The 19140-nt window shown below is 70.1% G+C and carries 24 protein-coding genes; 7 read left to right on the top strand and 17 right to left on the bottom strand.

Going from position 1 to position 19140, the window contains the following annotated elements; translation table 11 throughout:
- Positions 1-178: 178 nt before the first annotated feature.
- Positions 179-949 carry a CoA transferase subunit A gene (locus HNR40_RS29730; RefSeq protein WP_184967358.1) on the bottom strand — a complete coding sequence of 257 codons (771 nt, stop codon included), beginning with the start codon at positions 947-949 and terminating at the stop codon, positions 179-181.
- Between the two features lie 8 nt (positions 950-957).
- The gene (locus HNR40_RS29725; protein ID WP_184967077.1) at positions 958-1689 is read right to left on the bottom strand and encodes an enoyl-CoA hydratase family protein; all 732 of its coding nucleotides are present in this window, start codon (positions 1687-1689) and stop codon (positions 958-960) included.
- Between the two features lie 47 nt (positions 1690-1736).
- Between HNR40_RS29725 and HNR40_RS29720 the strand changes: the two genes are divergently transcribed.
- Together HNR40_RS29720 and HNR40_RS29715 are read left to right on the top strand one after the other, a co-directional pair.
- Positions 1737-2480 (top strand): SDR family oxidoreductase, encoded by a 744-nt coding sequence (locus HNR40_RS29720; protein ID WP_184967075.1) that lies wholly within the window; start codon positions 1737-1739, stop codon positions 2478-2480.
- Positions 2481-2499: 19 nt separating this feature from the next.
- Positions 2500-3402 carry an SDR family oxidoreductase gene (locus tag HNR40_RS29715; protein WP_184967073.1) on the top strand — a complete coding sequence of 301 codons (903 nt, stop codon included), beginning with the start codon at positions 2500-2502 and terminating at the stop codon, positions 3400-3402.
- Positions 3403-3465: 63 nt separating this feature from the next.
- Here HNR40_RS29715 and HNR40_RS29710 read toward each other — a convergent pair whose 3' ends face one another.
- Positions 3466-3996 (bottom strand): AAA family ATPase, encoded by a 531-nt coding sequence (locus HNR40_RS29710; protein ID WP_184967071.1) that lies wholly within the window; start codon positions 3994-3996, stop codon positions 3466-3468.
- Between the two features lie 53 nt (positions 3997-4049).
- A complete protein-coding gene (locus HNR40_RS29705; RefSeq protein ID WP_184967069.1) occupies positions 4050-4676 on the bottom strand; it encodes an NIPSNAP family protein in 627 nt (208 codons plus the stop codon).
- Between the two features lie 205 nt (positions 4677-4881).
- Between HNR40_RS29705 and HNR40_RS29700 the strand changes: the two genes are divergently transcribed.
- From HNR40_RS29700 to HNR40_RS29690, 3 genes are all read left to right on the top strand, one after another.
- Positions 4882-5139, top strand: a complete 258-nt coding sequence (locus HNR40_RS29700; protein ID WP_184967067.1) for a hypothetical protein — start codon at positions 4882-4884, stop codon at positions 5137-5139.
- 90 nt (positions 5140-5229) lie between these two features.
- Positions 5230-5487 (top strand): hypothetical protein, encoded by a 258-nt coding sequence (locus tag HNR40_RS29695; protein ID WP_184967065.1) that lies wholly within the window; start codon positions 5230-5232, stop codon positions 5485-5487.
- Positions 5488-5552: 65 nt separating this feature from the next.
- Entirely contained in the window at positions 5553-6368 is an 816-nt protein-coding gene (locus HNR40_RS29690) for an ATP-grasp domain-containing protein (RefSeq protein ID WP_184967063.1), read from the top strand.
- 81 nt (positions 6369-6449) lie between these two features.
- On the opposite strand, the gene HNR40_RS29685 is transcribed toward HNR40_RS29690, so the two are convergent.
- The 11 genes from HNR40_RS29685 to HNR40_RS29635 form a co-directional block, all read right to left on the bottom strand.
- On the bottom strand, positions 6450-6800 hold the full coding sequence (locus tag HNR40_RS29685; protein WP_184967061.1) for a cupin domain-containing protein: 351 nt from the start codon (positions 6798-6800) through the stop codon (positions 6450-6452).
- Positions 6801-6891: 91 nt separating this feature from the next.
- A complete protein-coding gene (locus HNR40_RS29680; protein WP_184967059.1) occupies positions 6892-7638 on the bottom strand; it encodes an SDR family oxidoreductase in 747 nt (248 codons plus the stop codon).
- Between the two features lie 39 nt (positions 7639-7677).
- Positions 7678-8865 (bottom strand): ATP-grasp domain-containing protein, encoded by a 1188-nt coding sequence (locus HNR40_RS29675; protein WP_221340956.1) that lies wholly within the window; start codon positions 8863-8865, stop codon positions 7678-7680.
- The gene (locus HNR40_RS29670; protein ID WP_184967057.1) at positions 8862-9575 is read right to left on the bottom strand and encodes an esterase family protein; all 714 of its coding nucleotides are present in this window, start codon (positions 9573-9575) and stop codon (positions 8862-8864) included. The genes HNR40_RS29675 and HNR40_RS29670 overlap by 4 nt, the downstream gene beginning before the upstream one ends.
- On the bottom strand, positions 9572-10507 hold the full coding sequence (locus HNR40_RS29665) for an alpha/beta hydrolase (protein ID WP_184967055.1): 936 nt from the start codon (positions 10505-10507) through the stop codon (positions 9572-9574). The genes HNR40_RS29670 and HNR40_RS29665 overlap by 4 nt, the downstream gene beginning before the upstream one ends.
- Positions 10504-11805 carry a DUF2252 domain-containing protein gene (locus HNR40_RS29660; protein ID WP_184967053.1) on the bottom strand — a complete coding sequence of 434 codons (1302 nt, stop codon included), beginning with the start codon at positions 11803-11805 and terminating at the stop codon, positions 10504-10506. The genes HNR40_RS29665 and HNR40_RS29660 overlap by 4 nt, the downstream gene beginning before the upstream one ends.
- A gap of 33 nt (positions 11806-11838) precedes the next feature.
- Entirely contained in the window at positions 11839-12846 is a 1008-nt protein-coding gene (locus HNR40_RS29655; protein WP_184967051.1) for a hypothetical protein, read from the bottom strand.
- Positions 12843-13178, bottom strand: coding sequence for a PadR family transcriptional regulator (locus tag HNR40_RS29650; protein WP_221340955.1), 336 nt, complete (start codon positions 13176-13178; stop codon positions 12843-12845). The genes HNR40_RS29655 and HNR40_RS29650 overlap by 4 nt, the downstream gene beginning before the upstream one ends.
- A gap of 33 nt (positions 13179-13211) precedes the next feature.
- Complete coding sequence (locus tag HNR40_RS29645) at positions 13212-13991, bottom strand: SDR family oxidoreductase (RefSeq protein WP_184967049.1); 780 nt, start codon at positions 13989-13991, stop codon at positions 13212-13214.
- Entirely contained in the window at positions 13988-15094 is a 1107-nt protein-coding gene (locus tag HNR40_RS29640; RefSeq protein WP_184967047.1) for an acyl-CoA dehydrogenase family protein, read from the bottom strand. The genes HNR40_RS29645 and HNR40_RS29640 overlap by 4 nt, the downstream gene beginning before the upstream one ends.
- A complete protein-coding gene (locus tag HNR40_RS29635; protein WP_184967045.1) occupies positions 15081-15674 on the bottom strand; it encodes a flavin reductase family protein in 594 nt (197 codons plus the stop codon). Before HNR40_RS29635 ends, HNR40_RS29640 begins: the two co-directional genes overlap by 14 nt.
- A 115-nt stretch (positions 15675-15789) precedes the next feature.
- Here HNR40_RS29635 and HNR40_RS29630 point away from each other — a divergent pair, with 115 nt between their 5' ends.
- Both HNR40_RS29630 and HNR40_RS29625 read left to right on the top strand, forming a co-directional pair.
- Positions 15790-16929 (top strand): thiolase C-terminal domain-containing protein, encoded by a 1140-nt coding sequence (locus tag HNR40_RS29630; RefSeq protein WP_312896556.1) that lies wholly within the window; start codon positions 15790-15792, stop codon positions 16927-16929.
- Entirely contained in the window at positions 16930-17394 is a 465-nt protein-coding gene (locus HNR40_RS29625) for a Zn-ribbon domain-containing OB-fold protein (protein ID WP_184967043.1), read from the top strand.
- Here the strand turns inward: HNR40_RS29625 and HNR40_RS29620 are convergent.
- On the bottom strand, positions 17310-18110 hold the full coding sequence (locus HNR40_RS29620) for an OmpA family protein (protein ID WP_184967042.1): 801 nt from the start codon (positions 18108-18110) through the stop codon (positions 17310-17312). The genes HNR40_RS29625 and HNR40_RS29620 overlap by 85 nt on opposite strands.
- 9 nt (positions 18111-18119) lie before the next feature.
- Positions 18120-18881, bottom strand: a complete 762-nt coding sequence (locus tag HNR40_RS29615; RefSeq protein WP_184967040.1) for a hypothetical protein — start codon at positions 18879-18881, stop codon at positions 18120-18122.
- Between the last annotated feature and the right edge of the window lie 259 nt (positions 18882-19140).

Raw genomic sequence — 19140 nt, 5'->3', positions numbered from 1 at the left:
CTCATTGGTTCGCTCACCGCTCCTCATTCGCTGCGCGGAGTCCCTCCTCCGTCGGGCCTCCACTCCGCTCACTGCGTCGGGTTCGCTCACTGCTCATTGGTTCGCTCACCGCTCCTCATTCGCTGCGCGGAGTCCCTCCTCCGTCGGGCCTCCACTCCGCTCACTGCGTCGGGTTCGCTCACTGCTCATCGAGGAACTCCCGCCAATCCGCCTTGTTGTAGCGCCGCTGACGCTCCTCGTCCCGGTCGTAGTCGGGCTCACAGCTGGTGAACCACGCCCCGCCGGGCGCCTCCACCACCCCAGCGACCATCGACCGGCTGACCAGCAACGACTGCACCGGGCCCGCCTTGAGCAGGTCCGCGGTGTCCACGACGCGCTCGCACGAGACGTAGGTCTTCTTCGCGGCCTTCGCGTAGAGGTCGTCGAAGTAGGGGTCCGGGCCCAGATACTGCGCGTTGCCGCGCGCGTCGGCCCGGTTGAGGTGGATCAGCGCCGCGTCCATCTCCAGCGCGGGCACCGCCACAAGCTCCTCCTCCGTGTACGGCGAGCGGACCGTCCGCAGCTCCGGGTTCACCCGCATCACGTCCGACCCGAGACCCGCCCGCGTCGGCAGGAACGGCAGCCGGTGCGCCGCCGCCAGCAGGCCGAACATGAACATGCCCTCGTCGTACTCGGTGAACGCGACCGTCCCTTCCTGCCTGGCCCGGCGGAAGTGGGGCTCAAGCGGGATCGAGTCGAGGGTGACGAACGGGGCGACGACCCTGCGTACCTTGCCTGCAGCGCACAGGAGGCCGACGTCGGCGCCGCCGTACGAGATGATCGTGAGGTCTTGGAGGGGTGAGCGCAGGATGCCGCCGATGAGCGCCATGGGCTTGCGGCGCGAGCCCCAGCCGCCGACGCCGATCGTCATCCCGCTCTCCAGCTCGGCGACGACCCGCTCGACCGTCATGATCTTGGTCACTTCAGGAACCTCTCCCTGTGCTCGTCGCCGGCGCCGAGCAGGTTCAGCTCGAAGGTGAAGCCCTGCTCGAAGCGGTAGCTGCGCTTGACGTCCACGGGGTCGATGCCGTTGAGCGACTCCTTGGCACGGCGGATGACGTGGGGGTCCTTCTCGGCGATACGGCCGGCGACCTCCAGCGCGGTTTCGCGGAGCTTGTCCGGAGTGGTGACCTCCAGGACGGAGCCGAAGGCGTGGAGCTCCTGGGCGGTGACGTTCCTGCAGGTGTAGACCATGGCGCGCATCAGATGCTGCGGCACCAGCCTGGCCAGATGGGTGGCCGCGCCGAGCGCGCCGCGATCCACCTCCGGCAGTCCGAAGTACGCGTCGTCGCTGGCCACCACGATGTCGGCGTTGCCCGCCAGGCCGACGCCGCCGCCCAGGCAGAACCCGTGCACGGCCGCGATCACCGGCACCTGGCAGTCGTAGACGGCGGCGAAGGCGGCGAAGCACCCCCGGTTGGCGCCCACGAGGGCCGCGTGGCCGTCGGTCCGCTGCATCTCCTTGATGTCCACGCCGGCGTTGAAGCCGCGGCCCTCGGCCCTGAGCACGACCGCCCGGGTCGCCGGGTCGGCGCCCGTCTCGGTCAGCGCGTCGGCGAGGTCGTGCCAGTCACGCACGGCCAGCGCGTTGACCGGCGGCACCGCCACCACCACCTCGGCGACCGGCCCGCCGCGCACCGTGATCCCCATAGCGCTCCCATAGTCGCACCTAACGCTTGCTTGGTACGGTAGCATCCGTGACCGCCACTTACGACTACGCCGGCCGCCAGGTACTGATCACCGGCGGCACCCAGGGCATCGGCGCCGGCATCGCCCGCACCTTCGCCGCCGCCGGCGCCACCGTGACCGTCTGCGCCCGCACGCCTCCGCCCGACCCGTCCGGTGGCCCGGTGCGGTTCGTGCGGGCGGACGTGCGCGACCCCGAGGACGTCGAGCGGCTGATGGGCGGCTTCTCCCGGCTGGACGTGCTGGTCAACAACGCGGGCGGCTCGCCTCACGCCCTGGTGGCCGGCTCCTCGCCCAGGCTCCACGCCCGGGTGATCGAGCTCAACCTGGTCGCCCCGCTGCTGATGAGCCAGCGGGCCCACCCGCTGCTGAAGGACGCCGGCGGCTCGGTGATCATGATCGGCAGCTCCAGCGGAGTCCGCCCGTCCCCGGGCACCTCGGCCTATGGAGCGGCCAAGGCGGGCCTGCACCACCTGGCCGCGTGCCTGGCCGCCGAATGGGCGCCCGAGGTCCGGGTCAACACCGTCGTCGTCGGCCTGGCCGCCACGGAGAACGCCGCTGATCATTACGGCGGCGCGTTCGACCAGGTCAGCGCCACCATCCCGGCCGGGAGGATGGCGCTTCCCGAGGACGTGGCGGCGGCCTGCCTGTGGCTGGCCGCGCCGGGTTACGTGACCGGCGCGCAGATCCAGGTACACGGAGGTGGCGAGACCCCCGCCTGGAGCTGGCTAACTTCTGCTGAAATAGCGCGATAAAAGGATCATTGGAGGGCGTGTGGGCATTTGTGAGGATCGCGTGGTGGTGGTGACCGGCGCCGGTCGCGGCATCGGCCGGGAACACGCGCTGGAGTACGCCCGCCAGGGCGCCCGCGTCGTCGTCAACGACCTGGGCGCCGAACGCGACGGCGCCGGCCGTTCCGCGGGCCCCGCGCACGAGGTCGTCGCCCAGATCCGCGACGAGGGCGGCCAGGCCGTGCCCAACGCCGACGACATCGCGACCTGGGACGGCGCCGCCCGCCTCGTCAAGTCCGCCGTCAGCGCCTACGGCCGCCTCGACGTGCTCGTGAACAACGCCGGCATCCTGCGCGACCGCATGCTGGTCTCCATGACCGAGCAGGAATGGGACGACGTCCTGCGCGTCCACCTGAAAGGCCACTTCCTGCCCTTACGCCACGCCGCCGCCCACTGGCGCGAACGCCACAAGTCCGGCGACCCGGTCGACGCCCGCGTCATCAACACCTCCTCCGGCGCAGGGCTCCTGGGCAGCGTCGGCCAGTCCAACTACGCCGCGGCCAAAGCCGGCATAGCCGCCCTCACCCAGGTGGCCGCCGCCGAACTCGCCCGCTACGGCGTCACCGTCAACGCCATCGCCCCCGCCGCCCGCACCCGCATGACCGAGGAGGTCTTCGCCACGACCATGGCGAGAGCGGAGACCGGCTTCGACCCCATGGACCCGGCCAACATCGCCCCCTTGGTCGTCTGGCTCGGCTCAGCGGAGTCGTCCGCCGTGACCGGCCGGGTCTTCGAGGTCGAGGGCGGCACGGTCTCGCTGGCCACCGGCTGGCACCACGGCCCCAGCGTCACGACCACCGCCCGCTGGAACCCCGCCGACCTCGGCCCCGCCGTAGCCACCCTCCTGTCCCAAGCCCCACCCCCGGAACCGGTCTACGGCACCTGAGCCGGGAGAAAATGGCCGGTGGGTGTCACGGTCATCGAGGCGGACGAGGGGCTGAGGCGCTGATCACGTGAGCAGGTAGTCGCCGTCCGCCAGAGCCTTGCCGAGGGCGTCGGCGGTCTCTGCCGGGGTGAGCGCGGAGGAGTCGAAGGCGTGCGGCTCCAGCTCACCCAGGTCCATGAACTGCGCGTACATGCTGAGCACCGGCTCCGGGTCGGTCAGCGCGTCCGCGCCCCGGCCCGTCGCCCGGGTGAGCGTCGCCTCCCGGGAGGGCCGCAGCACCACGTAGTGCAGCGGCGTCCCCTGGGCCCGCCGCGTGAACGCCTCCACGAACCAGGGCCCCACCACGCCGTCCACGACCACGTAATAGCCGCCCGCCGCATAGCCGAACGCGCAGTCGGCCAGCACGCTCATCACGGTCGCGTTCTGCTGCCGCGCCCCGGGCAGGTACGGCGCGATGCCGCCCTTCCTGATGGACGCCCAGAAGTCATCGGTGTGCAGATGCACGCTGAGCTCCCGATCGTCGGCCAGCAGCCGCCCCACCGTGCTCTTCCCCGCCCCCGGCGGCCCGCTGACCACCACCACGATCCCGTCCATCAGCCCAACCTATCGACCCCGCCCGAGGCGTTTCCTGCCCTTTTCCGGCGCCGTCAGCGCACCCGGCTGCGTTCCGTGGGGTGCAGGAGGAAGTGCTGCGGCGGCCCGGTGAGGTGGTCGTCCAGGGCGGCCTCGGCGGGCGCGTCCTCGCCCCTGGTGAACCGGACGAACACGTTCTCCCCCTCCCTGACCGGCAGCGGAGCGTAGGTGTTCACGGCATGCTCGGTCTCGAAACAGGCCGCAGCTCCCGCCGCGAGCTCGGCGAAGCGCGCGGCCGACCCCTCCGCGACGGGAAACACCGTCACCTGGTACGGCGAAGCCCCACCGGAGCCCTCGGTAACCCCGGTCGCTCCCGCTCTGGGCACCTCGCCGAAGGGCGGCACCAGCACGGGTCGCAGCAGCAGCACGTCGTCGGTGTCGACCATCGTGGCCCGCGCGGCCTCCGCGTGTGCCTTCCACGCGGCCCCGGTGTAGAAGTCCGTGAGGGAGCGGAACCTGGCCTCCATGTCGGGGAAGGCGCGGATCCAGGTGAAGGTGTCGGGCGCCCGAGGGTCGCGGAACTGGGCGAGCACCTCGATCCCGGCCTCCTCCTGCGTGTCGACGAACTCGCGCTCGAACAGCTCGATGAGCGTGTCGCGGGTCCCGGGCCGCAGTGTGTAGCGGCGCAGCTCGTAGATCATGCCGGGCACGTTAGGGCCGCTCCGCTGACACCCTCTGTCAGCAGGAGCCCCAGAATAATCTTCTGATTACTAACAGCTACCCAAACACCACTCTCGGTTATACGATCACAGTGGCTTTGACCCCTCCGGGTCAAGGTGAGTCAAAGGGGCGGTCGCATGCCTGGGCCCTGCGTGCGGCTAGTCACAAGACGATGAAGGAGCAGAAGTGATCAAGAAGTTGTGTGCCACCGGCGCCGTCGTGGCTGCGGTGGCGGGCGTCACCTTGCTGGCGGCCCCTGCACACGCGGACAGCTGGAACGGCAACGGGAGCAGCAACAGCGAATCCTCGCAGTCCGGAAACAACTTCAACGAGATCGCTGCCGTCAACGCGGGCGGCGGCCGCTCGACCAACGTCAACAACCTCGGCGGCAACGCCGTGACCACTACGAACGGCAGCATCACGGTCATCTACGTCTTCTACTAGACGATCACCGACGAACCTTCCCCATCCGTCCGGCCACAGGCGAGCCGGCGGAGCCACAGTCCCAGTAATCCTCCTCGGAAGGACACAGGCATGTTCAAGAAGATCTGTATGACGGGCCTCGTCGTCGCCGCTGCCGCGGGCACCACGCTTCTCGCAGTCCCCGCACACGCGGACTCCTCGAACCACAACTCGAGCTGGAACTCCGAATCCCAGCAGTCGGGGAACAACGTGAACAACGTCGTCGCCAGCAACATCGGCGGCCACGGTGCCACGAACGTCAACAACATCGTGGGCAACGCCGTGACCAGCGCGAACGGCAGCCACACGGGCGTCGCCATCGACGACTAGCCCCGACGTGAGCGTGCGAGCCGGGCCCGCACAAGGCCCGGCTCGCGCCGTATTAGCATTCCTGGATGAATACGTGTGCTTATGTAACGTTTGCGGACCCTGATGATCTCGACGACGAGCGTGACCCGGCCCTCGCCGCCTGGCGGGAACACGGCATCGAGGGCCGCGCGGTCAGGTGGGACGACCCCGACGTCGACTGGAGCACATTCGACGCGGCGGTAGTGCGCTCGGTGTGGGACTACACCGACCGCCGGGCCGACTTCCTGGCCTGGGCGCGTCGGGCCGAGGCGGTGACCCGGCTGCTCAACCCGGCCGACGTCCTGGAGCGCAACACCGACAAGACCTATCTCCGCGATCTCGGCGTCCCCATCGTGCCCACCCACTGGTCCTCGCACGACCTGCCCGACTGGGAGGAGTTCGTCGTCAAGCCCGCCGTCTCCGCGGGCGCCCGCGACACCATCAGGACCACCGAAGCCGCCACCGCCCAGGCCCACGCCGCAGCTCTGGAGGCCGCGGGCCGTACACCGATGGTCCAGCCCTACCTCGACATGGTCGAGAGCGAGGGCGAGACCTCGCTGCTGTACTTCAACCGCCGCCTCAGCCACGCCGTCCGGCGCTCGCCCATGCTCGCCCAGGGCATGACCAGCGCCGACAACGCCCGTGCGCAGCTGCGCGATCCTGCCCCGGACCAGGTCGAACTGGCCGAGAAGGTGCTTGCCGCCATCCCCCAGGCCCTTCTGTACGCCCGCGTCGACCTGGTCCGGCTCCCGGACGGCCGACCGGCGATCATCGAGCTGGAGCTCACCGAGCCCTACCTCTACCTGAGCCACGCCCCCCAGGCCGCCAAGAACCTCGCCGCCGCCCTGGGCGAACTCCTCTGACACCGCGGTGCCGGGTGTGCTGCTCAGGCGACGCCGCACACCGGTACCGGGCGTGCTGCTCTGACGCCGTGGTGCCGGGCGTCAGCCCGCGTACCCCGGCACTGAGGGCCAGCGGACGGTCAGGACCACCGAGTCCTCCTCGGCCACCCACGAGTGGTCCACGCCGCGGCCCCACACCACGTAGTCACCCTGCTGCTCCAGCAGGACGTCCCGGCCGGGCAGCTCGACCCGGAAGCGCCCGCTGATCAGCACCAGCAACGCCGTGCGCACCTCCCCGCGCACCCAGGCGGACCGCTTGTCCCCGGCCGCGTGGACGCCCCACTTGATCTCCACATCCTCGCTGTGCCGGAGCCCGGCCTCCTTGAAGTGCCCGAGCAGCCAGCCCTTGTCCAGCGCCGCGTCCCGGCCGGCGTTCCCCACGTAGACGTTCACGCGCGCCGAGGTTACACGCGCGCCGACATGAGCGGCGCGCGGTCAGAAGGCGCGTGGTCGGAAGCGGCGCGTGGTCAGTGGCGGCGCGTGGCTAGCAGGAGATGCCGCCGTCCACCGGGATGACCGTCCCGGTCAGGTACGCGCCCGCGCGTGAGGCCAGGAAGATGGCGGCCCCCGCCATGTCGTCAGGATGCCCGATGCGCCCCATCGGCACCTGGGAGGCGATCAGCGTGCGGGTGGCCGGGTCGTCCAGGGCGAAGGCCATCATCTTGGACTCGAACGGCCCCGGCGCGATCGCGTTCACGGTGATGTGGGCGGGTGCGAGCTGACGGGCCAGGTGCCGGGTGAGCATGTGGACCCCGGCCTTGGCCGCCGAGTACGCGTAGTTCTCCAGGCCGGGCACGCGGATGCCGTCGATGGACCCGATCGTGATCACCCGGGCGGGCACGTCGGCGCTGGCGGCGGCGCGCAACTGGGGCAGGAACTTCTGCGTCACGTAGAAGACGCCCTTGACGTTGATGTTCCAGAGCTTGTCGAAGGCCTCGGGCGGGAACTCCTCCAGCGGCGCGCCCCACGTGGCGCCGGCGTTGTTGACCAGCACGTCGAGCGGCCCGTCCACGGCGGAGACGAGCTCGGCCACCCCCTCGGGCGTGGACAGGTCGGCGGGCACTCCGGTGCAGCCCAGCTCGGCGGCGGTCTTGGCCACCTCGTGCGCCTTGCGGGCGGAGATGTACACCTCCGCCCCGGCCGCCACGAATCCGGCCGCGATCATCCGGCCGATGCCGCGGGAGCCGCCGGTGACGACGACCTTCTTGCCTTCCACCGAGAACAGAGTCATGTTCCGGAAGCATGCCATACCGACCGGTCGGTCACCAGATCACGAGTTGTCCTTCACCCACAACGCCAGCAACCCGCGGAAGTGCGCGATGAACCGGTCGTGCTCGTGCGCCGGGTAGGTGGCGGTCACCGCGTTCATCAGCAGCCGGTCGAACGACGGCCCGGCCACCCAGTCGAGCACCGCCTCGTCCAGGTGGGCCAGCCGCTCGGCGCAGAACTCGTGGTAGCGCTCGGTCTCGAAGTAGTCGTCGGCCAGCGTGCGGTAGGCCGCCAGCCGTTCGGCGTAGGTGCCCTCGACGGCGAAGTACTCGCGGGTGCCCAGGTCGATGCGCGGCTTTCGGCCGGTCTCGGCGCAGAACACCGTCCACTTCACCAGCGCCTTCATCGCCCAGGGGAAGTAGTAGTGCAGGCTGGTCAGCGCCACGTCGGGGCAGGCGTTGGCGTAGTCGATGGGGTGCACGTCGGTGCCCTTGATCAGGGTCTCGCAGGAGTTGAACTCCCAGCGGAAGAACGCGTTCACCAGCCGCCCGATGGTCACCACCTCCTCGCCGACCTCGGGCGAGAGGAAGGAGTGGTCCACCGAGTAGCGCGAGTGCATCGGCAGTTCCGGGTGGAAGTTCATGACCATGGTCTCGGCGCCGATGGACAGTGAGCGGGCGAAGGCGTCGTACCCGTCGACGGCCTTCTGCAGATGCATGAGCATCTCGCCGCTCTCGTCGTAGGCGCGGTGCAGTTCGTCGGCGTCGCGCACGAGCGAGACCCCGCGCCAGGCCCCGCCGTCGTAGGGCTTCATGACCAGCGGGTAGCCGATCCGCTCGGCGATCGCGTCGAGGTCGAAGGCCTTGTTGTAGCGCGCCGAGGTGTAGGCGTACCGCGCGTTGTCGAGCGGGTTCTTGTACGGCACCAGCACCGTGTCGGGCACCTTCAGCCCGAGGCGCATCATCGCGCAGTAGGCGGTGTGCTTCTCCATCGACTGGAACGTGAACGGGCTGTTGAGCAGGTAGACGTCGTCCATCATGGCGATCTTCTTGAGCCACTCGCGCGGGTGGTAGTACCAGTAGGCGAGCCGGTCGATGACGACGTCGTAGCGCGGCTCGTCGCGCAGGTCGAACGGCTCGATGGTGACCCGCTCCACCTCGTAGGCGGGCATGGCCCTGCGCATGATCTCCTCGAACGCGACGGGCCAGTCCTCCTCGGTTCCCAGCAACAGTCCGACCAGGTGCTTCACACGAACCTCCCCAGATGGTGGGCGAGCTGCGCCCGCCAGGACGGCCAGTCGTGCGGCACGTCGAAGCCCCAGAGGTCGAGCTCGTGCCGGATGCCGACGCCGGTCAGCGCCGCGGCCAGCCGCTTGGTGCTCTCCAGCGAGCCGGTGGTGTCCTCCCACTGGCCCTGCCCGCACACCAGCAGCACGCTGAGCCGCCCGCGCAGCCAGTCGAGGTGGTCGCCGTGCAGGTGCGGCACGTAGTCGAGCGGGTTGTTGAAGTACGCGGCCTCGCCGCGCTCGCCCCAGCCGTGCCACGCGGAGGGGTCGTAGTTGCCCGACAGCCCGATCGCCAGTGGGAACAGGTCCGCCCGTTTCAACGCGAAGTTCGCGGCGTGGTAGGCGCCGAGGCTGCAGCCGAACGTGATGATGTCGTCGGCGCCCGCGCAGTCCTCGTCGATGGCGTTGACGACCTTGTCCACGATCCACTGCTCGTAGCCGGCGTGCCGCCGGGCGCGCTCCTCCAGCGGGATCGACCGGTTCGACCAGGACTCGCGGTCGTTGTTCGGCACGCAGTACACCTTGACCCGGCCGGCCTCGACCAGGTCGGAGATCGCGCCGAGCATGCCGTTGCTCTCGAAGTCCGAGGGCTGTCCCTGCTCGGAGGGGAAGACGAGCATCGGCCGGCCCCAGTGACCATAGGCGAGGACGCCGTCGATCAGCTCGCGTCTCATGAGCACACGTCCTGCAGCAGTCGCGTCAGGTGGGGATGGAAGGCGTCCCGCCAGGCGGTGTAGTTGTGCACGTCGGGCACTTCCCGCAGGGTCACCGCGTAGCCCTGGGTGCGCAGGGAGGCGGCCATCGCGCGGTTGTTGTGGATGTTCTCCTCGATGCCGCCGCAGGTCATCGCCGTGGGTACGGCCCGCACCGCCGTACCTTTGTGGACCTCTTCGACGAAGCGGGTGACCCGCTCGTAGTAGGGGAAGCGGCGCTCGTGGGCGTCGAAGCGCGGCTGGAAGAAGCTGCCCGACTGCAGGAACAGCGCGTCGAACAGGTCGGGATGGCGCCACTGGGCGTGCAGCATGGCGAGCGCGCCGAGGCTGGTGCCCATCCCGATGCGCACGGTCGCGCTCCGGTACGGCTGCGCCGCCAGGAAGTCGGCGTAGTCCGGGTTGGCCGAGTAGTCGGCGTTGCGGTCGCCGGGATGCAGCAGGATCGCGCGCAGCGGCGGCAGCCAGCCGCCGGCGACCCCGGCGGACAGATAGCGGGTGAGACCGGCCAGGTCGTCGTACTCGGGCCCGTCGTGGACCACGAGCAGGGGTAAGTCGCCGCCGACGCCCTCCGGCGCCCACACGCTGGTGCCGCCGGAGGAGGCGGGGAAGGCGAGCCAGCCGGGCGGGGAGTACTCGGGGAACTCCAGCACGCTTTTGGGCCCGAAGACGCCGCGCACGCGTAAGGGGTTGCTCGGGTCGAGGATGGTCTCCACGCCGCCGGCGCGGTGGCGCAGCTCCAGGAGGTACTCCATCCGGTGCACGGGCGGGCGGGGGATGGCCAGGGTCCAGCCGGCGGCGCCGTACATGAAGTCGACCGAGGGCAGCCCGAGCTCCTGCCACAGGCGGACACCGGCCAGCCGGTGGGCAGGATCGGGAAGGGAGAAGCGGATCATAGTCCGGGGATACGGCCGTTCCTGAAGAGGTCGACAAACGTTTGATGGTCCTTGCGGGCTTGTGCCCCGTATTGGTGTGCAAAATTCACCAACATCGCAACAAATCCTGAAGAATCGTTGTCGACTACGGCCACAATCGACTCTTCCGTCGAAAAGTCGACCAGGTCGTGGCTGCTCTCGTCGTCGGCCACCGAATGCATGCGCGCCACCGCCCGGCCCAGGTCGCGCATGATCGAGCGCAGTTCCTCCGGCTCGTTCACGTCGTCCCAGTCGAGGTCGGCGGAGTAGGGCGAGACCTCGGCGACGAGCTGGCCGACGCCGTCGAGGCTGGTGTAGCCGAGCCAGGGGTCGGCGTACGCCTGCAGCGCGCGCTGCGACTCGGCGGTGCGGTGGCCCTGGTGCAGGAAGTAGGAGGCGACCCGCTCGTCGGTGATGTGCCTGGCCACCGCGGGCACCTGGGCCTGCTTCATGTACAGGATGACGTCGTTCTCCAGCGCCTGCGAACGGCCTTCGAGCAGCAGGTTGTAGGAGGGCAGCCCGGCCGAGCCGATGCCCACGCCCTTGCGCAGCGCGACGTCCTTGATGTGGTGCTCGACCGGGTTCGCGCCGCCGGGCAGCGTGTGCAGGTAGTCCTGGAAGGCCGCGATCACCCGCTCCCGGTCCTGCGGCGAGACCTCCGTGCGGCCCTCCATCAGGGCGAAGCGCCGGTCGTAGTCGTCGATCACCGTCTCCACGTCGAGCATCGCCACGCGGGTGCTCAGCCGGGCCGTCTGGAGAACGCGGTGCAGCACGCCGCTGGTGGTGTCGAGCGTGAGGGAGCCGATCGCGTCGTCCCCGCCGTGCGCGATGCCGCCCAGCTCCGCCAGGTACGCCGTGCCGAACTCGGTCACCAGCGTGGAGATCGCCTCGTCCGAGAGCGCCTTGCCGTACCCGATGAGCGCCACGCTGGCGGCGAAGCGCTTCAGGTCCCAGGTGTACGGGCCGACGTAGGCCTCGTCGAAGTCGTTGACGTTGAAGACGAGCGCGCCGGAGGCGTTCATGTAGGTGCCGAAGTTCTCGGCGTGCAGGTCGCCGTGGATCCAGACCCGGCTGGTGAGCTCGTCGAGGTAGGCGTCGTCGGTGTACTCGTCGGTCATGTCCGCGTAGAACACGCTGGCGCTGCCCCGGTAGAACGCGAACGGCGAAGCCGCCATTTTCCTGAATTTTCGGGAAAAGGCGTGCGGGTCGCGCTTGATGGAATCGCCGAATTCGGTGATCAGGACGTCGAGGATGTGGGCCGCGCGGCCCGTGGTGCCCATACATGGGAAGGTAAGTCCGCGCGGCCCGGTCGCCTAGACCGATCTTTCTTGGAGTCTCCTAAGAATCGGCAGCCTCCACACTCCCACCACCGCCAGCGTGAGCGTCAGCCCGCCCAGCACCCAGCACTGCAGCGCCGCCACCTGCCAGATCTCCTCGACCCCGCCGTGGTAGTGGTAGAGGTCGGGCACTCTGGCCAGCAACGTCACGATCGCGTAGAAGGCCAGCGCCAGCAGCGCCGGCCCGCCCGCCCCCAGCGCCAGCGCGGCCACGGACGCCGCCACGAGGGCGATCACGATGATGCCGGGCACGTCGGTCCAGGCGGAGAAGGTCTCCAGCGTCGTCGTGTCGCCGGCCGTCACGCGGCCCGTCATGTAGCGGTTGGCCGCATACAGGGCCGCCGCCGCGACCGCGGGCGGCAGCAGAGCCACCCACCAGGACCGGCGCGGTGCCGGCGCGTCGCGGTGATAGCCGAGCAGCAGGGCCAGGACCGGCACCGCCGCCAGCAGGACGTAGTCGGCGCTCCACGTCTCCGTCGCGCGCCAGTCGCTCACGACGGGCACCAGGAACGCCCAGCCGAAGACCAGCACGGCCGTCGTCTTGGCCGTGCGCACGGCTCCCCGAGCCAGGGCGACGAACGCGACCAGCCACAGGTTGTGGAGCAGGACCTCGCCGATGCTGAACAGCCGGTCGGCCGACCCGGCCGCGCCGAAGAACTGCTCGTTCTCGCTCATCGCCGGCAGGAGCGGCAGCGAGGGAGCCGACACCATCGCCTGCAGGGCCAGCCCGAACAGCGCGATCATGCGCACGGTCTCGCCCCAGGCGAAGTAGACCGGCGGCCCGGACGCCCCCGCCAGGCGGACCCTGAGCGCCAGCCCCATGACGCTGAGGACCTCGTCCCACCGCGGCTTGGGGTTGGCCTCGTCGGGGACGTCTCCCGCGTACTCCAGGTAGGCCGCGACCATCTCCTCCTCGCGCTCGGCGCGGTAGGAGGCCGGCAGCATCCGCAGCACGTTCCGGTAGTGGAACTCCAGCAGGCTCACGCCGTCCCCCCGAGTGCGGTGTTCCTGGCGCGCAGCCTGGAGGTGGCCAGCGCGGCGGTCCTGGTGACCCGGTCGGCCTCCTGCCGGAGGGCCTCGGCGCCCTTGTCGGTCAGGCGGTAGTAGCGGCGCAGCCGTCCCCGCAGGACCTCCTCACGGTCCAGCTCGACCAGCTCCTCGGCGGCCAGCCGGTCGAGCACGCCGTAGAGCGTGCCGATCTTCAGCTGGACCCGGCCGCCGGACAGGCCCGAGACCTCCTGCACGATGCCGTAGCCGTGCCGGGGCTCGTCCACCAGCGCGGTCAGCGCCAGGAACATGGGCTCCGTGATATTCATGCCCCCACTATATCCTGAGAGGCAGGATATATGTCAGGGGTGCTGGCTGGAGACCGAGACGACCTCGCCGGTCATGTACGTGGAGTAGTCGCTGGCCAGGAAGACGATCACGTTGGCCACCTCCCACGGCTGGGCCGAGCGGCCGAAGGCCTCCTTGGCCGTGAGCTCGGCGAGCAGCTCGTCGCTGGTGACCTTGGCCAGGAACGGATGCATGGCCAGCGACGGCGCGACCGCGTTGATCCGGACGCCGTGCGTGGCGGCTTCGATGGCCGCGCACCTGGTCAACGCCATGACCCCGGCCTTGGCCGCCGCGTAGTGCGCCTGGCCGGCCTGGGCCCGCCAGCCGATCACGGAGGCGTTGTTGACGATCACGCCGCGGCCCTGCGGGATCATGTGCTGGAGCGCGGCCCGGGTGCAGCGCATGGTGCCGTTGAGCGTCACGTCGATCACCGAGTGCCACTCCTCGTCGGTCATCTCGGCCAGGCTCGCCGTACCTCCGAGTCCGGCGTTGTTGACCACCACGTCGAGGCGCCCGTGCGCCTCGACCACCGCGTCGAACAGCGCCATCACCTGCGCCTGCGAGGTCACGTCACACGGTACGGCCAGCGGCTTCACCCCGGTCAGCCCGGTCAGCGCCTCGGCCGCCTCCGACAGACGGCGCTCGTGCCGGTCGGAGATGACGATCGTGGCGCCCTCCTCGGCGCAGCGGCGCGCGGTGGCATAGCCGATCCCGGCCCCGGCCGCGGCGGTCACGAGCGTGACCTTGCCGTCGAGCAGGCCGTGCGCGCTGGGGTAGGGAGGGGGAGTCGTCATCGTGGTAGTCCCAGAGTGCGCTCGGCGATGAGGTTGCGCTGGATTTCGCTGGATCCGGCATAGATCGTGTCGGCGCGGCTGAACAGGTAGAGGCGCTGGAGGTCGTTCAGCTCGCCGCCCTCGGCGACCAGCCCGGCCCGGCCCTGGACCTCCTGGGCCAGTTCGCCCAGCCGCCGGTGCCACTCCGACCAGTAGAGCTTGGTGATCGGCAGCTGGGGGTCGCGCAGCGCGTTGAGCCGCATCACCTCCAGCTCCAGCCAGGACTGCACGAGCCGGTCGCGGATCACCGGGTCGGCGGCCGTGCCGCCGCGCTTCGCGGCCTCGATGACCCGGTCGAGCTCGCGGCGGAAGCCGATCTGCTGTCCGAGCGTGGAGGCGCCGCGTTCGTAGCCGAGTGTCGCCATCGCCACCCGCCAGCCGTCGCCGGGCGCGCCGAGGACGTGGTCGCGGTGGGTGCGGGCGCCGTCGAAGAAGACCTCGTTGAACTCGGAGGTGCCGGTGAGCTGGACGATCGGCCGGACCTCGACGCCCGGCTGGTCCATGGGCACGAGCAGGTAGGACAGCCCGTAATGCTTCTTCTCCGCCCGCTCCGTACGGCACAGCACGAAGCACCAGTCGGCCACGTGCGCCAGGGAGGTCCACACCTTCTGCCCGGTGACGACCCACTCATCACCCGACATTTCCGCTTTCGTCTGGACGTTGGCCAGGTCCGAGCCCGCCTCCGGCTCCGAGTACCCCTGGCACCACAGCTCCTCGCCCGACTGGATCCCCGGCAGGAAACGGGTCTTCTGCTCCTCGGTGCCGAACTCCAGGATCGTCGGCCCGACCAGGCCCTCGCCGATGTGGCCCACGCGGGCGGGGGCGCCGGCTCTGGCGTACTCCTCGTAGAAGGCGATCTGGTCGGCGAGCGGGGCCGCGCGGCCGCCGTACTCCTTGGGCCAGCTCAGGCAGGTCCAGCCCGCCTTGCCCAGGTGCCGCTCCCACGCGTGGCGCTCCTCGTGGCCCTCGTGCTCGCGACCGGGCCCGCCGAGGCCGCGCACGTGCGCGAACGTCGTGGACAGCTGCTGCTCCAGCCAGGCCCGAGCCTCCTCACGAAGGCTCACTGAACCTCCCGTATCCCCCGCGGAAGAAGACCAGGGGCCCGCCGTCGGCGTGCGTGTCCAGCTGTAACACCCTGGCCACCACGATCATGTGGTCTCCGGCGAGGTGCTCGGCCTCGACCACGCAGTCGATCCAGGCCAGGGCGCCCTCGATGACCGGGTTGCCGGAGGGGGAGCCGGTCCACTCCAGCCCGGCGAACTTGTCGCCGCCCCGGTTGGCCAGCTGGGCGCAGACCGGCTGCTGGTGCTCGGCCAGGACGTTCACCGTGATCACCTTGCCGCCGCGGACCTTCGGCCAGCTCGTACTGGTGTGCGCCACGCAGAAGGCGACCAGCGGCGGGTCGAGGGAGACGGAGGTGAAGGAATTGGCGGCCAGGCCGCACGGCTCGCCGCTCTCGGGGTCGAGCGCCGTGATGGCCACGACGCCGGTGGCGAACCTGCCGAGCACGTTCCGGAATCGCCGGCTGTCGTGCTGCCCGTTGTGGCCGTTCGGCATGGCGGCTCCGTTGTGAATCCCGCGCTTGTACGACGAGTGGGCGTCGCACCCGTCCGGCCTGATCAGCCGGGCTGCGTGTGTGCTCATCCGTGGCCTCCTCGTCGTGGATGCTGCGACTAGCTTACCAAGCGCTTGCTTGGATGGGCAGAGGCTTTTCTGATCCCGTTGACACGCGGCGCGCGACGAGCCTAGCTTCGCTAGTGTGGCCAAGCGCTTGCTCAACTTCCCTGACCGCACCGCCGTCGTCGGCGTCGGCTACACCCCCTTCACCAAGGACTCCCAGGTCAGCACCCTCACCCTGGCCTGCCGCGCGATCATGGCCGCGCTGGCGGACGCCGGCCTGGACCCCTCCGACGTCGACGGCCTGGCCACCCACCGCGTCGGCGACTCGGTCGCGCCCTCGCTCGTCGGCCCGGCCCTGGGCATCGACGACCCGTCCTGGTACCTGGACCAGTTCGGCGGCGGCAGCGTCTCGCACGCCGTCGCGGGACAGGCCGCGCTCGCCGTGGCCGCCGGCCTGGCCGACACCGTCGTCTTCTACCGGGCCATCAACGCCCGCTCCGAGTTCCGCATGGGGCAGGCGGCCAACCCCAGTCCGGAGGTCCAGTACCAGGCCCCCTACGGCCTGACCGCCCCCGTCCAGCACTTCGCCCTCGCCGCCCGCGCCCACATGCTGAAGTACGGCACTACCGAGGAACACCTCGGGCGGATCGCCGTCCGCCAGCGCGCGCACGCCGCCAAGAACCCGCGCGCCCTCATGCGCACGCCCATCACCCTCGACGACTACCTGGCCAGCCGCTGGATCGCCGAGCCGTTCCGGCTGCTGGACTGCTGCCTGGAGACCGACGGGGCGTGCGCGCTGGTCATCACCACCGCGGAGCGGGCGCGGTCGCTGCACCGTACCCCCGTGCTGATCTCGGCCGCCGCCTGGGGCGGCGGCCAGTCGTTCCTGTCCGGCGCCGACCCCACCGTCAGTGCCGCCGCGACCCTCGCCCCCCGCCTGTACGGCATGGCCGGCCTCACCCCGGCCGACGTCGACGTCGCCCAGCTCTACGACTGCTTCACCTATTCGGTGCTGGTCCAGCTGGAGGACTACGGCTTCTGCGCCAAGGGCGAGGGCGGCCCCTTCGCGGCCTCCGGCGAGGGCCCGCCGGTGAACACGCACGGCGGCTTCCTGTCGGAGGGCTACGTCCACGGGATCAACCACATCGCCGAGGCCGTCTCCCAGCTGCGCGGCGACGCCGGAGACCGGCAGGTGCCCGGGGCCCGGGTGGCGCTGTCGACCTCCCAGCCCGGTTACATCCTCCCCGCCACCTCCGCCCTGATCCTGAGGAGCCCCTGAATGCCCGCACCAACCAGGCCCACGCCCGACCGGGACTCGCGGGAGTGGTGGGAGCGGGTGGCCTTGGGGGAGTTCGCCGTCCAGGAGTGCGAAGGCTGCGGGCTGCGGCGCTTCCCCTCCAGGGCCTTCTGCGTCCGGTGCAGGGGCGAGGGCCGTCGCTGGGTGGCGATCCGTCCGGTCGGGACGGTGGAGAGCTGGGTGGTCAGCCACCGGCCCTTCGGCCAGGGCGAGATCGTGGTCACGATCCGCCTGGACGAGGTGCCGGACGCCGTGGTGCACGGCTCGTGGGAAGGGACGGGCGAACCCGAGGGCGGATCACGGGCGAGGGCGGTGTTCACGGCCGTGGACGACACCCTCACGCTGGTCGGCTGGCGTGAGGATCACGGCGCGACGGGAACGCTGGAGGACGGGCCGTTGGCCACCCGGAGCGTGAGTGACGTGCGGTCGTCCGGCGGAGCCGGGTAATACACGTAGGCGCGGCTCTTCTCCCCGGTCTGCAGCGCCGGAACGTGGTTCTCGACGAACTCGGTGGCCATCTTCAGCGGATGGTAGCGCGCCTTGGTGGCCGGGTCCTCCAGCGTGAACGCGCCGAAGTCGGCCGCCGCCGAGAACTCGTGCTCCCACCCGGCGAACGGCGCGGGAGCCGGCACGAACACCACGTTGGTCTTCACCGCCGACACGTCGAAGGACGCCACCAGGTAGGCCCCGTCGCGGTAGAGCGGCAGCACCTCGACCTTGAGCTGATCGTCCTTGTTGGTGAACGTCCAGGTGAAGTCGGCCACCGGCGCACCCGGGTCCGGCCGGAACTGCGCGTTCGGCCGGGTCGAGCCGCGCACCTCGTCGGCGGACGGCCCGGTGGTGGTGGTCACGTCCGGGCCCTGCTGCCTGATCGTGTAGGAGATCTCCACCCGCCGGTTGCGCGCCCGGCCCTCGGGGTTGTCGCCGCCGCCGGGCTTGTCGTTCTTGGCGATCGGCGTGCTCTCGCCCTTGCCCTCGGTCACGTAACGGTAGTCGGCGCCGAGCTTGGCGGCCAGATACTCCTTGACCGCCTCGGCCCGCCTGACCGACAACGTCAGGTTGTAGGCGTCCTCGCCCTTGGTGTCGGTGTGGCCGACGATCGCGACCGGCGGCTTGGCCGGGTCGGCGCGCCTGCGGGTCTCCTCGGCGACCTCGTCCAGCACGGCCGCGGCCTATGCGCTGAGCGTGGCCTCGTCGAAGGCGAACAGCACGTCGGTGCGCAGCCCGATGGTCTCCTTGGCCCCCTCCTGCAGCGTGGTCTTCTTGGGCGTCTCGATGAGCTCGTTGACGTCGGAGACAGCGGACCAGACGTCACCCTCGGGCAGCACCACCGGCCACTGAAACACCTCACCAGAGGCGCCACGCTGCTTGGCGACGGGCTCCCGCGCGACATCGGCGACGGGAATCCCGGTCATCGGCCCCAAAGGCAGGTCAGGGACAACGGAAACGGCCTTGACCTCGGCGGGCAACAACGGAAAGTACACCTCAACCGGATACCGCACCCCGGGCACGAAGTCCTCGGGAAACCCGCTGCCCTTCATCGTGTGCCGGGTCCCGAACGCCTCGTCGCCGCTCTTGGCCCGCAGCGTGAAGTACACCTTCCTGCCCACCGGATCGAACAGCCGGAACCGCGCGAAGTCGCTGGGCACACTCCCATACCCGAAGTCACCCTTGGTGTTCCGGGCGGCGGTGGTCATGATCTCCATGCGCAGCACGGTGAGCTTGGGCGTCCGCTCCACACCCTTGATGTCGACCTTGAACGGCTCCGCCGAGTAGAACCCGACCATCCCCTCGGTCACATACCCGGTCGACGAAGAGGCGCTGGGAGCGGGCGGCGAAGGATCGGCCCGCCGAACGGGCTCACCGGTGGCCCCGCACCCGCAGACCAGCAGGGCCACGGCCAGTAATCCGGACGCTCGAAGAGGGACACCCATGCCGCCAGACCTTTGTAGACCGTCCTGACAACCCACTTACAGTCCAACCGAAACCGCCGGTCAGGGTCGGCCTCGTGGCATCGGTATATCAGGTCCCGGTCAACGATGCGGGCGTAACGGCGGCCCGCCCCGCACGCTGGACGACCGTGCCCCTGGACGGGGCCCGGCCACGGTCGGCGGGTGGGGGTGGGACGGCTTGCCGTAAAAGATCATGAGAGAGAAAAGACGGAAAGCATCCAGACAGGAGAACGCACCCTGG

Source organism: Nonomuraea endophytica, assembly GCF_014203235.1.
GTDB classification, from domain to species: domain Bacteria; phylum Actinomycetota; class Actinomycetes; order Streptosporangiales; family Streptosporangiaceae; genus Nonomuraea; species Nonomuraea endophytica.
The sequence above is the reverse complement of the archived record's forward strand: the minus strand, read 5'-3'. Positions and strand labels throughout refer to the sequence as shown.

Coding starts and splice junctions, on each gene's coding strand:
- HNR40_RS29730 (WP_184967358.1), bottom strand. CDS start 949: ATGACGGTCGAGCGGGTCGTCGCCGAGCTGGAGAGCGGGATGACGATC.
- HNR40_RS29725 (WP_184967077.1), bottom strand. CDS start 1,689: ATGGGGATCACGGTGCGCGGCGGGCCGGTCGCCGAGGTGGTGGTGGCG.
- HNR40_RS29710 (WP_184967071.1), bottom strand. CDS start 3,996: ATGGACGGGATCGTGGTGGTGGTCAGCGGGCCGCCGGGGGCGGGGAAG.
- HNR40_RS29705 (WP_184967069.1), bottom strand. CDS start 4,676: ATGATCTACGAGCTGCGCCGCTACACACTGCGGCCCGGGACCCGCGAC.
- HNR40_RS29695 (WP_184967065.1), top strand. CDS start 5,230: ATGTTCAAGAAGATCTGTATGACGGGCCTCGTCGTCGCCGCTGCCGCG.
- HNR40_RS29690 (WP_184967063.1), top strand. CDS start 5,553: ATGAATACGTGTGCTTATGTAACGTTTGCGGACCCTGATGATCTCGAC.
- HNR40_RS29680 (WP_184967059.1), bottom strand. CDS start 7,638: ATGACTCTGTTCTCGGTGGAAGGCAAGAAGGTCGTCGTCACCGGCGGC.
- HNR40_RS29670 (WP_184967057.1), bottom strand. CDS start 9,575: ATGAGACGCGAGCTGATCGACGGCGTCCTCGCCTATGGTCACTGGGGC.
- HNR40_RS29665 (WP_184967055.1), bottom strand. CDS start 10,507: ATGATCCGCTTCTCCCTTCCCGATCCTGCCCACCGGCTGGCCGGTGTC.
- HNR40_RS29660 (WP_184967053.1), bottom strand. CDS start 11,805: ATGGGCACCACGGGCCGCGCGGCCCACATCCTCGACGTCCTGATCACC.
- HNR40_RS29650 (WP_221340955.1), bottom strand. CDS start 13,178: ATGAATATCACGGAGCCCATGTTCCTGGCGCTGACCGCGCTGGTGGAC.
- HNR40_RS29645 (WP_184967049.1), bottom strand. CDS start 13,991: ATGACGACTCCCCCTCCCTACCCCAGCGCGCACGGCCTGCTCGACGGC.
- HNR40_RS29635 (WP_184967045.1), bottom strand. CDS start 15,674: ATGAGCACACACGCAGCCCGGCTGATCAGGCCGGACGGGTGCGACGCC.
- HNR40_RS29625 (WP_184967043.1), top strand. CDS start 16,930: ATGCCCGCACCAACCAGGCCCACGCCCGACCGGGACTCGCGGGAGTGG.
- HNR40_RS29615 (WP_184967040.1), bottom strand. CDS start 18,881: ATGGGTGTCCCTCTTCGAGCGTCCGGATTACTGGCCGTGGCCCTGCTG.